9 protein-coding genes are annotated in these 12,523 nt (G+C 49.4%); 5 read left to right on the forward strand and 4 right to left on the reverse strand.

Annotated features, from left to right (window positions below; genetic code table 11):
- Positions 1 to 137 precede the first annotated feature (137 nt).
- On the forward strand, positions 138 to 971 hold the full coding sequence (locus WN56_RS01040; protein WP_046073204.1) for a S1 RNA-binding domain-containing protein: 834 nt from the start codon (positions 138 to 140) through the stop codon (positions 969 to 971).
- Between the two features lie 241 nt (positions 972 to 1,212).
- Here WN56_RS01040 and WN56_RS01045 read toward each other — a convergent pair whose 3' ends face one another.
- Genes WN56_RS01045 through WN56_RS01055 form a run of 3 tightly spaced genes read right to left on the reverse strand, consistent with a single transcriptional unit; the run spans position 1,213 to position 6,868 of the window.
- On the reverse strand, positions 1,213 to 3,849 hold the full coding sequence (locus WN56_RS01045; RefSeq protein WP_046073205.1) for a PqiB family protein: 2,637 nt from the start codon (positions 3,847 to 3,849) through the stop codon (positions 1,213 to 1,215).
- Positions 3,812 to 5,065 carry a paraquat-inducible protein A gene (locus tag WN56_RS01050; RefSeq protein ID WP_046073206.1) on the reverse strand — a complete coding sequence of 418 codons (1,254 nt, stop codon included), beginning with the start codon at positions 5,063 to 5,065 and terminating at the stop codon, positions 3,812 to 3,814. The genes WN56_RS01045 and WN56_RS01050 overlap by 38 nt, the downstream gene beginning before the upstream one ends.
- Positions 5,066 to 5,068: 3 nt before the next feature.
- Complete coding sequence (locus tag WN56_RS01055) at positions 5,069 to 6,868, reverse strand: ABC transporter ATP-binding protein (protein WP_046073207.1); 1,800 nt, start codon at positions 6,866 to 6,868, stop codon at positions 5,069 to 5,071.
- A gap of 76 nt (positions 6,869 to 6,944) precedes the next feature.
- On the opposite strand from WN56_RS01055, the gene WN56_RS01060 reads away from it, so the two are divergent.
- From WN56_RS01060 to WN56_RS01075, 4 genes are all read left to right on the forward strand, one after another.
- On the forward strand, positions 6,945 to 7,403 hold the full coding sequence (locus WN56_RS01060) for a GAF domain-containing protein (protein WP_046073208.1): 459 nt from the start codon (positions 6,945 to 6,947) through the stop codon (positions 7,401 to 7,403).
- Between the two features lie 114 nt (positions 7,404 to 7,517).
- Complete coding sequence (gene proQ, locus WN56_RS01065; protein WP_046073209.1) at positions 7,518 to 8,174, forward strand: RNA chaperone ProQ; 657 nt, start codon at positions 7,518 to 7,520, stop codon at positions 8,172 to 8,174.
- Positions 8,175 to 8,191: 17 nt separating this feature from the next.
- A complete protein-coding gene (prc, locus tag WN56_RS01070) occupies positions 8,192 to 10,201 on the forward strand; it encodes a carboxy terminal-processing peptidase (RefSeq protein WP_046073210.1) in 2,010 nt (669 codons plus the stop codon).
- A gap of 201 nt (positions 10,202 to 10,402) precedes the next feature.
- Positions 10,403 to 11,053, forward strand: a complete 651-nt coding sequence (locus tag WN56_RS01075; RefSeq protein ID WP_046073211.1) for a hypothetical protein — start codon at positions 10,403 to 10,405, stop codon at positions 11,051 to 11,053.
- A gap of 97 nt (positions 11,054 to 11,150) precedes the next feature.
- Here WN56_RS01075 and pncB read toward each other — a convergent pair whose 3' ends face one another.
- Positions 11,151 to 12,323, reverse strand: coding sequence for a nicotinate phosphoribosyltransferase (pncB, locus tag WN56_RS01080; RefSeq protein WP_046073212.1), 1,173 nt, complete (start codon positions 12,321 to 12,323; stop codon positions 11,151 to 11,153).
- Between the last annotated feature and the right edge of the window lie 200 nt (positions 12,324 to 12,523).

Genomic DNA, 12,523 nt, shown 5'->3' on the forward strand with positions numbered 1-12,523 from the left:
CGCTAACAAGGGATAGAATGTAGGGGTATTGGTTGACATGGGTTGGTGTTTTTTTCCTCACCCGAACCGTATTTCTTCCACATCTCAAGGACAAATTGCGTATACTCACGGGCATTATTTTCTACAGCGCTGAGACAATGATTAAACTAGGGCAATACAACAAACTATCAGTGGTGAAACAGGCAGACTTTGGCGTGTTCCTTGATGGCGATGACTTTGGCAATATTTTGCTGCCGACCCGTTACGTCCCTGAGAATACCCGTGTTGGTGATACGCTCAATGTGTTCATCTACTTTGACTCCGAAGATGAGATTATTGCCACGACTGAAACGCCCTATGCGCAAGTGGGTGAGTTTGCATCATTGCGCTGTGTTGGCGTCAATACGGTCGGGGCGTTTGTCGACTGGGGGTTAAGCAAAGATTTGTTGGTGCCCTTTAGCGAGCAACGTACGCGCATGGAGGAGGGAAAACCCTATGTGGTGCGGGTTTATACCGACAAGGCATCCGGGCGTATTGTTGCTAGCCGCAAGTTCAATAAGTTTATCAGTGAGGAGCCGCCTCAGGTAAAAGTCGGCGATAAGGTCTCGGTGATCATTACTGACATCACCGACCTTGGCTTTAAGTGCGTGGTGAATAACCAGCATTGGGGGCTTATCTATCGCGCTGAAGCGTTCGGTAAGCTGTTTATCGGCAAAAAACTCAGTGCCTATGTAAAAACCGTTCGTGAGGATGGCAAAGTTGATCTGGCATTACAAAAACATGGTAAAGCGCGGGTTGACGATCTCAGTGACAAAGTGATTAAGATGCTAGAGAGCAAAGGGGGCTTTTTACCACTTAATGATAAAAGCTCACCTGACGCTATTTTTTCTCTCTTTCGTACCAGTAAGGCGACCTTTAAGAAAACACTGGGTGGGCTTTATAAGCAACGTAAAATTCGTATTGAACAGGACGGCATTTACCTGAACAAGTGACGGTGTCACAAATTCCCGATAAAAAAAGACCCGGAACGTCCTGTTCCGGGTTCAGGGAAAAGGCTCAAGGAGCCATATGCCAATATTTAGGTTGTGATTACTAAAGTGTAGTCTATCAATAACGACATGCCAGTTTGTGACACAATTTTGTTAAAGGATAAGTATTATCAGGGACCTAGCGAGCGCGTTGAGGTCCCTGATTTTTTAGCGAGCATATCGAGGGTCGCTTAGTACAAGCAGCTTACGGTGTTGGAATAGCCGTTCGCCATTCTTGCCATACTTTTTTACTCTCACTGTGCAGCAAGAAGTGACGATGATCATTGGCCACTGGCTGCAAAGGTTGATCGTCCGGGGTTGAGAAAGCAATACCGCCTTTCAGCAAACTATCAATCGTGCCGCTTTTGAGATCTGCACCCGTTAGCCCAATGGAGACATCGACCCCGGACTCGTTCCAAAAGACCGTGTTTTCACGAACCAGGTGTGCATATTGCGGCGCGATTTGTAGTTCGAAAATGACTCGGTCAGACAGCTCGCCTAATCTAACGCTAGAGACAATACCCACTTCGATATCGCGATGTAATACCGGTGTGCCAGGGGCGATAGAGTGGCGAGCGTCGCTCTCCAGGATGAGTGTCAGCCCTTTTGGGTATTTGGGTGAGTCATGGAGGGTGAACTGTTGGGTGAAGTCACCCTCGCCGGGGACCACCGAGATATAGGTGCCAAATAGTGAGTCCAAGTTCTCTGTTTTGGTCAGACTGAGGACGGGTTGAGTGAGCCAGAAATAGCTGCCGGTGCGTGCAAGCGCATTTTTGTATTCAGGGTAGAGACGAGCCTGAATGGTCACGTTTTCGTGGTCGAAGTCGGGGCTTAGGGTGATCACTTCGCCAACATCGACTCCTTGATAACGGATCGCGCTGCCCACTTTTACCCCGTTGGCCTGGTCAACCGTTAGCCTAATATCTACGCCGTATTGAGCGGCTTCTTGCTTTGAGGGGTAAAGCTTCCAATCTCCGTTTCGTTTATTACTAATACCAGGCATGGTGCCGAACGCGATACCGCCGTTAACCAGTGAGCGCAACGAGCCTGTATTAATTTCGACGCCGCTGAGGTTGGCTTTGATATCCAGCCCAGATTGATTCCAAAATACGGTTTGTGGATTAATCAGATGCTTATAGCGATTACTCACTGCAATGGCGATGGACACAGTGTTGCCGTTAAGCTGATATCCTTCCACTTGGCCGACCACAAAATTGCGGTACATCACGGGACTGCCTTCACTCACACCAGGCATACGACTCGCCACTAAGGTAAAGCGTGTTTCACCGCGTGCATCTTGCTTGGCGTGCTTCGCTTGAATAGGGGAGGTGTAAAGTGGATACGTCTCATTGACGCCTTTCGCCCCTTCGCTGGTAAAGCTTAAAGCCGGGTCGGCGATTTGTTCCATCGCTGGCACGACCACATTGAGACCGTCACCACTGAGCTCGCCCGTGATCCCACCGAGAATAAAAAACTGCGATTGTTGTTTCACCAAGTGGCGGTATTCTGGATAAATCAATAGCTTTAAAGTGACGGTGTCACTTTCATTGAGCGCGACACGGTCGATAAAGCCCACTTGAATGCCGCGATGCAATACTTTGGTGTGGGGGGTTAAGCCGTATGCATCGTCTGCGGTTAAGGTTACTGTGAGGGCACCGGTCAGTTGCTTTTGCTGTTGGTGCCAGGTTCGGGCGGTAAACACTTTGTCGGGCATCGCGGGATCAGCATCTGCCGAGCCAGGTTGGATCGTCAAGTAGTTGCCGAGGACTAAATTACCCAGGTTCTTTAGTCCATCAAAACCAATTTGGGGCTGCTCTATCTGAAAGTAGGTGTCTTGGTTGAGCAGCCAGGTCATGCTCGGGTCAATGTGTGCGGTTGCGACTGGGCGTTGTTGCTGTGCCGCGACGTCTATGTGGGTAATTTCACCGACTTCTAATCCTTGATAGGTGATCTTCGTCCCCGCGCCGGGCAGCCCATGTTGTTCAGGGAGCGCTATTTGTATCGATTGACCGCGTGCGGCCTGCGAAAGGCTTTGGTAAAGCTGAAAAGGGCGATTGTCCTCAAGTGTTGGGCTTGCTTTCGGGGAGTCGAATGCAATGCCACCGGCAATCAAGCTCGCCACACTCTCGAGCTGCACATCAACACCCGACACATCAACATTGGCTTTTACACCGCTGATCGACCAAAAGCGTGAGTCTTGTTTGAGTAAATGCGAGAATTGCGGCTCAATTAACGCGGAGAGCGTCACCCCTTGCGAATCTTGATCAAGCCGGTAACTGTAAATTTCGCCGACACGAATTTTCCGATAGTAAATCGGCGAACCGACATTCAGTGAGCCTAATGTCGGTGCGTGTAGCTTGACGGTTGTGCCGGCTTTTTCTGCGATATCTGTCGGTGGTTCGTCACGCGCGACGAAGGATAGGCTGGGGTCGCCGCTACCCGGTTGTAAGGCAATATAGTTGCCTGAGACCAAGGTTTCGAGGCCGCTGATCCCAGTGATCGAGGCGCGTGGTTTCACAAGCCAAAACTCGGTGCCACTTGTGAGCAGTTGCGTCGCCTCTGGATAGATATTGGCGTCAACATAAATGCCGTCCAAGTCATCCGCGAGTGTAATATTTCGCACCTTACCCACTTCCAACCCTTGGTAACGGATCGTGGTTTGGCCAGCCTCCAAGCCTTGCGCATCGCTAAACACAATTTGAATCCGTTGCCCCGCTTCACTGATAGATTGAAACAGGAGCCAAGCGGCCATCAGCAAGGCCAATACAGGCAGTATCCATAGGGGAGACAAGCCATAGCTGCTTTTAACGATCGGTGAGGGTATGTCTTGTTTGTCGCTCATGATGATCCCATATCAAACGCGTATCAAGAAATTCAGTGGCAAGCATGGTTAATACCACGACCAAGCCGAATGCAATGGCACCCGGTCCAGGCATAAAGTCCATAATGCGACCACGATCGACTAAGGCGACCATAAACGCAATCACAAATAAGTCCATCATCGACCACTTTCCAATCCATTTCACCCCTCGGTATAGCCACATATGTTGACGTGGTGTGATGGCGGTGGTGCACCGTAAGCTTATTAATATCAAACCTAGCCCTAGTATCTTTGCTACGGGCACGACGATGCTGGCAGTAAAAATGATCGCAGCGATGCCTGGCATCCCATTATTAATCAGACTCGCGACGCCCGAAAAAATGGTGTCTTCAAGTCGAATGCCGTTGGAGAACAAAATGGAGATTGGGAACAGGTTGGCCGGAAACAGAAAAATGGTAGCGGTAATTAAACAGGCCCAAGTCTTTTGCTCGCTTCGAATCATTCGGCGGTGAAGCGGTAAATGACACCGACGACAGTGAGCGCTTTTCTGGTGCCCTTGTGTTAAGCCGCAGTGGCTGCACCGGATAAGAGGGGACGGCTCGGATTGTGGTGCTGGGCGAGTAAAGGCATCCCAGTATCTTTGCGTGTTTACCCGCACCAGTAAAATCGATAGTAGGATTTGTATCGTCGCATAGCAGGCAAGCCCCACGGAAAAGTGTAAGGTGGCGTAGTCTTGAATTTTAAAACAGGCGATGGCTAAGCTGACCATTAAAACATCCGCCATCACCCAGTGGCGGCTGTGCGCAATCACGCGTACCGCTGGGCGAAACCAGCGGATGGATTGTTGGCGTCGAGACAGGTGCATCACCAATAACGCACAGGTGAACAAAAGCGGCGCAAATGAAGCACAGAATACGACGAGGCTGGCGACAAACGGGAATGAAGACCAGAGAATCTTGGCGCCGGTAAGCACGGATGTGGTGATGGTTTTTCCCAACAAATCGATGGAAAGGAGCGGCAGAAGGTGAGCGGGAAGAAACAGCACCAAAATCGTGAGTGCCAAGGCTATCTCTCCATTAAAAGACAGCCGTCGTCCGTGCGCGAGCTTGGTCGCGCAACGTGGGCAGATAGCAAGGTGATCGGAGTCAGTTTGGCACGGTTGTAACACCAGATCGCACCCCGAGCACCTCGTTAAAGGTGGGGACGCCGCAAACGGTTTGTCTGGTGACTGTGTCATGGTCTACTTTCCCGCCGCCTGTTGTATTTGCCCATACAAGGTTTGATATACCCCGGGCGCATTGACTAACTCTGTGTGCGTGCCTTGTTGGGTCACTTGTCCTTCATCCAACACATAAATCACATCGGCTTCTTTAACCGCAGAGAGGCGGTGAGCCACGATAAGGGTCGTCCGTCCCGCCAAAAATGTTTGCATTGCTTGATGTAGCGCGCGCTCAGTGGCCGTGTCTAGGGCGGACGTGGCTTCATCCAAAATAACCAGTTTAGGGTCACTCAGGAGCATTCGTGCAATCGCCACACGTTGTCGCTGACCGCCAGATAAACGGATCCCTTGTCGTCCAAGCGGTGTATCTAGCCCGTCGGTGAGTTGTGTCACCACATCCCCCAATTGGGCGTGCTCGATAGCTTGCCAAAGCGCGGTGTCGGCAAGGTGACGGCCTAAGCATAAGTTATTTCTCAACGTATCATTAAACAGCACTGGCTGTTGCAATACCACGGCAATTTGATGACGGAGAGCATCCATGTCGACATGGTTAATTGAGTGGCCGTTAAAGCGTATATCACCTTGTTCTACCGGATACAGTCCTAACAGCAACTGAATAAGGGTTGATTTTCCGCCGCCACTGGCACCAACCAATGCCACACGCTGGCCGGCAGGGATATGCATGCTTAAACCATTGAGTACCGACTTATCCTCATCGTAGGAGAAACATAGATTATCAATCTCGACCGTTAAGCCCGAGGCCTGTGTGTGGGCGGCGATACGACTTGGGTCAATGCCCGCGGGCCGACGCGGCTCTTCGGCCAGTTGTAAAACCTCATTAATACGCGTCATCGCGGCTTTAGCACTATACCAAGCAAATTGAATCCCGAGCAGCTCTTGCACTGGGCCTAGCATAAACCACAGATAACCAAACACCGCGAACATCAGACCAATCGACAAATCACTGAAAAAGACCATTCCCATTGCTACAGCGCGAAAGAGCTCGAAGCCGATCAAGAACATTAAAAATGATAAGCGTCCCGCGGCTTCTGACTGCCAGGCATACTTGTCAGCACTGTCTTTAATCTCACTGGCACTGTGGTCAAGCTGACGCAAATACTCACGTTCTCGATTGGCAGCACGAAGTTGATACAAACCGTCTAACGTATCCACGAGACGTTGCTGGAAGCGCTCAAAAGATTGATTCTCTTGTGTTTTAAGGTGCTTAACTCGTTGGCCAAGGGTGCGGCTTAACGCCACGACAATAGGGTTAATCAGTAAGATGAACAAGCCGAGTCGCCAATCAATCCAAAGTAAGACGACCGCGGTGCCGGTGACCGTCAACAGACCAATAATAAACTTGCTTAGTGTGGTACCAATAAACTTATCGATGGTTTCGACATCGGTGACAAGGTGAGAGGTGAGGCCGCCACTCCCACGTAATTCGTACTCACGCATACTGATCCGCCCAAGTTTGGCGATCAAGTGTTGGCGGATTTTGTAGGTGATTGCCTTACCAACCAGGGTAAATTGGCGGCTTTGTAGAATGTTAAGTCCTTGGCTGACGATGCGCATGATAACGACAATGATCAGCACAGCGGCAATGTAAACGCCCGCCTGTTGCCAGCTTATAGGCAGGAGGGTGTTGAGTACCGCAAGTCCCCAGTCTGGCTTATCCAATAGCACCTCATCGACCAATAACGGCATGAGTAACGGGATAGGCACACTGACCAAGGTGGCGGCAATGGCTACCACGTTAGCCCAAATGAGCCGGGTGCGATGGGGTCGAGCTTGGTCAAGAAGCCAGCGCCAGGTGATCATAAATAGGGATACTCAATTGAAAAGTCTTTGGATTATTTCTATTGTAATGGTCTTGTTGTTTGAGATGCAGTGATTTATGGAAAACAAAGCTGATTTTTACCGCTTGTTAACCCAACAAGCGGTTGCGTTGTGCGAAGGGGAACCCAACCTTATTGCAAAACTGGCCAATATAAGTGCGTTACTCAATAGCCAGCTTGAAGATATTAACTGGGTGGGTTTCTATCTCGACGAGGGAGAAGAGTTAGTCCTTGGCCCGTTTCAAGGTCAACCAGCCTGTGTACGCATCCCCTATGATAAAGGGGTATGTGGGGCCGCCTATCGTCAAGATACCGTAATGCGAGTAGAAGATGTGCACGCCTTTGAAGGACATATTGCGTGTGATGCGGCGAGTAACTCGGAAATTGTGGTGCCTGTTCGGGTCAATAATCAATTGCAGGCAGTACTGGATATTGATAGTCCAAGTATCGGTCGCTTTGACCAAGAAGATGAACATGGACTCGCTACCTTGGTCAAAGAAATGCAAAAACACTTGTGATTTCGCCAATCTTGGTAGTTTTTTCATATCAGGTATCTATAATACGCACCACTTTCATACTTAAATACACGTAGATACGCTGCTGTGGTTTCTCGCAGCAGGCCAGGAAAAAACATGGAAAATACTGAAAAGCTCGCGAACAGCAAAGAAGTCATTGCCTACATTGCTGAACGTTTCCCTAAATGTTTTACTGTTGAAGGCGAAGCCAAGCCATTAAAAATTGGTATTTTTCAAGATCTTGCGACACGTCTTGAAGGCGATCCCAAGGTAAGCAAGACCCAATTGCGCGCCGCGCTTCGTCAGTACACGTCTTCCTGGCGTTATCTGCACAGCGTGAAACCAGGGGCGTCACGTGTTGACCTTGATGGCAATGCGTGTGGCGAGCTTGAGCAAGAGCATATCGACCATGCTGCGCAGACCTTGTCAGAAAGCAAAGCGCGTGCGGCAGAGCGTCGTAAGCAGCAACAAGCGAAAAAGTCAGAAGGCCAGGCGAAAAGTGCGGGTAAGACTGCACCAAAAGGCAAGAAGGCGGCTGCGCAATCAGCGAAAGGCCGTACGAGTAAACCAAAGCCCGCTAAAATGACTAAGAAAGAGAGTGAGCCACGTCGCGAACTCAACGCCAACGATGTTGTCGTAGGTAAAGACGTGAATGTGAACATGGGCAACGGTAATCTGCCAGCGACCATTGTTGAAATTAATAAGGATGAGGTGCGTGTTCGCCTGACTAACGGGTTAACCATGTTAGTAAAAGCGGAGCACCTCAGCGCCTAAAGGAGACTCCTCGACGCATGTTTTGTCGACGCCGCGTTTCGGCTATCGCTGCCAGCTTGATGCTGGCAGCCTCTGCCCAGGCCGTAGAAGCCAATTTTCAACTCAGTGAACTACCTTCACTGTCCGCTGAACCCCAACACGAAACCGCTTCCAAGCGTGTAACTTCTCGTTTCACTCGATCCCACTATAAGCAGTTCGCGCTCGACGATGCCTTCTCGGCGGCGATTTTTGATCGTTACTTGGAAACACTGGATTATAATCGTGTGTTTTTAACCCAAGATGATGTCGAACGTCTATCTCGTTGGAAAACGCGTTTAGATGATCAGCTCAAAGAAGGTGAGACACAAGCGGCCTATGCGATTTACAACCGTGTGCTGAAAAAACGCTTTGAGCGTTATCAGTACGCGCTGCACGTGTTGGATAAACGCTTTGATTTCTCTGCTGACGAAAGCATGGTGCTGGATCGTACTGAGCTGCCATGGGCGGCTAACGAGGCCGAACTGGATGCTATCTGGGATAAGCGGGTAAAAAATGATGCCTTAAACCTGCGCTTAACGGGGAAAGAGGATGAAGAAATCCGAGAGACTTTGGGCAAGCGTTATAACAGCGCGTTAAAGCGTTTAACGCAAAGCCATAGCGAAGATGTGTTCCAGGTCTACATGAACGCCTTCGCGCGTGAAGTTGACCCACATACTAGCTACCTATCACCACGCAATGCTGAGCAATTCCAGTCGGAAATGAATTTATCCCTCGAAGGGATAGGGGCGGTATTGCAGATAAAAAATGAATACACAGTGATTCGTTCTCTCGTTGCGGGTGGCCCTGCATCCAAGTCCAAACAGTTGTCACCCGGTGATCGAATTATTGGTGTGGGCCAAGAAGACGAAGCGATTGTCGATGTGATTGGCTGGCGACTGGACGATGTGGTCGAGCTGATTAAAGGCCCGAAAGGCAGTGAAGTTAAACTGAAAATCTTACCCGAAGGGGCGAATGCTAAAAGTTACAATGTCACGCTAACCCGTGACAAGATTCGCTTGGAAGATCGCGCAGTAAAATCTGAAGTGATTGAGCGCGGTGACGAAAAAGTTGGCGTACTGACGGTCCCCGGATTCTATGTTGGGCTGGCCGATGACACCAAAAAAGAGATCGCGAGTCTGAAAGAAAAGGGCATTAGCGGTATCGTCGTGGACTTGCGAAATAACGGAGGGGGGGCACTGAGTGAAGCAACCGCGCTCAGTGGGTTGTTTATTGACCAAGGCCCCATTGTACAAGTCAGAGACAGCTATGGGCGAGTGAAAGTCAACAGTGATACGGACGGTAAACGTTTCTATGATGGCCCGATGACGGTGTTGATTAATCGCTACAGTGCCTCCGCTTCGGAGATTTTCGCGGCCGCCATGCAAGATTATGAGCGTGCGGTGGTGATTGGCGAACAATCTTTTGGTAAAGGGACCGTACAGCAGCACCGCTCTTTGAATCATATCTACGATTTATTTGATAAGCCGTTAGGTTATGTGCAGTACACGATCCAAAAGTTTTATCGGATTAGCGGTGGCAGTACCCAAAATAAGGGTGTGGTGCCAGATATTGTCTTCCCTTCTCCCGTTTCACCGGATGAAACAGGTGAGAGTGTGGAAGAAAATGCCTTGCCATGGGATCGAATTGAGAAAGCGGATTATCAGCCTAGATCCTTGCCTGATTCGGTGCTTAATACGATAAGTGAAAAGCACAAAGCGCGGATCAAAGATGATCGAGAGTTTGATTTCATCCGTCAAGACATTGCGCGCTATCAAGAAGAGAAAGATAAAAACACAATCTCCTTGAATGAAGACGCACGGCGCAAGGAAATGGAGCGAGAAGATCAAGAGCGCTTGGCGCGATTAAATGTACGTCAGAAGGCGTTGGGTGAACCGCCCTTCAAAACGCTCGATGATGTGCCTAAAGACTATGAAGAGCCAGATGCATACTTAGATGAAGCCGCGAGCATCACAAAAGATTTGGCTAACCTTCTTTCAGCCAACCGTTAAATGTCAGGTCGGCATACGGTCTTTTAGCACGTTAGCGCACCCCAAGCCTAGGCAATTCGCCTAGGCTTTTTTTATGACGTTATGGTGACGACTAGGCGGATTCAACCTACATGAAACGAGATCTTGCTCAAAAAACTGCATAAAACTGATAAGTCAGTCTAACCTTATCGTTAAGGCATCACTGCCAATGAGGGGGAAGGTATGCGTTGCTTATTGGGTGTTTTTCTGGCCTTAGTGATGGCCTTGCCAGTGCGCGGTGACGATTTAGCACGATTTGATGTCCCGTTACTGCTTGGTCAATGGTATTGGTTTAGTGCTGAGGAAGAGTCAGAGGCGAGCCATCCGTATAAAGCGATTAATCTTTCGTTTAACTCTCACTATGAGTTCCGTATTGATATGCTACGTCGTGATGGGCAGCTCGAGACGGCTGCAGGCAGTTATGCGGTGAATCATCAAGCATTGCGGTTGTACGATGGGCAGGGGGCGGATCAAGTGCATGCCTACCAGTTAAATCATAATCAATTGCAGCTTCAGGGAGCCGTGTTTACTAAACTGCTACCTGACGATCTCTCCGGGGTGTGGCGTTCAAACAGCATAGAAGGGGAAGATGTAAGTGAAGAGGTGGATGGTGTCTCGCTGAAGCTTCGCCCAGACTTTCTTTTTGCGATGCAAGTTCGCGGCAACAACGGCCGTTCAATTACTCACCGAGGCGTTTACTTGGTGGAAGGTGACAACCTGATGCTTATTTATGAAGAAGGACGCCATTCATCCCAGTACCAACTTGCCTCAGATACCTTGCGCTTGACCAATGAGGTATTTGGTATGGAGGCGGTGTTACAACGGCAACGGTGAGCAATGACAGAGCGTGTTATCATAAAAACGCATCAATAAAACATTGATGAAAAGGGCCGGTGATAAATAAACTGGCCCTTTTCTATTGGGGAAGCGTTTAGTCTGACAACTTGAACGCGGCTTTTAGTGCAGAGAGGTGCGCTTCATCTTTACAAATGGCTTTGTTAGGCTCATCAGAAATTTTGGCAACAGGTTTCCCTTGGCAGCTGGTTAATTTGATCACCACATTGAGGGTTTTCACATTAGGGAGATCACAGGTTAGCTGCGTGCCAATACCGAATGAGGTCGTGGCTTTGTCGGCAAAGTATTGATAGATGTGCACGGCTTTCGCCAGCGTGAGGCTATCGGAAAAGACAAGTGTCTTATCTTTGGGGTCAATACCATGATACCGATAATGCGCGATCGCCTTCTCACCCCATGCAATCGGGTCACCACTGTCATGACGCAATCCGCTAAAGGCGTGACAGAGCGAACGATCAAAATCCTGTAAAAAGGCATCCATGTTGATACAGTCGGTTAACGCTATCCCTAGGCTATCGGGATACTCTTGCAACCACATTTGTAACGCAAGCTGCTGGGAGTCAGCAAGCTGACCTGCAAGCTGTTGATGGGCTTGAAACCACTCATGCGCTTGGGTGCCGACAGGCACAAGCCCTAACTGTTTGGCTAACCATACGTTAGAGGTGCCTTTTAAAGGCGGATAGACCGCGTGCAGACGTGTCACTATCGCCTGATGGACCTCACGAGAAAAACGACGCCGCGTGCCAAAGTCAACGAGCTGGAACCCATCGGCAAACCCCTCTTTAGGGAGGTGGGCTAACTTATCACCCAGACGTGCAATCGCGTCATCGACACTTAGTTGAGCATAACAAGCGCGGTTTCTAAGCTCACAAATAATCGCCAGTAGTGGCACTTCCCATAGAATCACCTCTTGCCAAGGGCCGGCGATATGAATTGCTAATTGACCGTCTTCGACACCGACAGTGACTTGGTCAGGATCGAACTGAAAACCTGACAAAAAGGCGAGAAAGTCCGCTTGATAAAGGCCGAGTGAGTCGAGGTAGTTGAGCTCGTCTGCACGAAACCGCAACGTCGCGAGATGATTGACATGCTCCACCACCTGTTCACGTAGGTAGGAGAGGTTTTCATCACTGCGGCAGTAAAAGTCAGCGGTAACATGGACATCAGGATAATGATGAAATACGGCCTGCTGCATGTTGATTTTATAAGCATCAGTATCCAAGAGTGATGTAATGATCGGATTGTGCATGCGTGGTGAACGCCTTACGGGTTACAAAACGAAATGAGCGTCATAGTACCGCAATTTTTAGAAAATTTAACCGTCGTCACATTATATTTCAGTCGGGATTGGCAGGCTGCGTTGACATTATACTGCGCTTATTGGATGTAAACGCAAACATTTGATAACAAACTGTTAAATCTATAGTCATTAATGCCGAGCCGCGGTAT

Source organism: Salinivibrio sp. KP-1 (assembly GCF_000968645.1).
Lineage (GTDB): Bacteria > Pseudomonadota > Gammaproteobacteria > Enterobacterales > Vibrionaceae > Salinivibrio > Salinivibrio siamensis.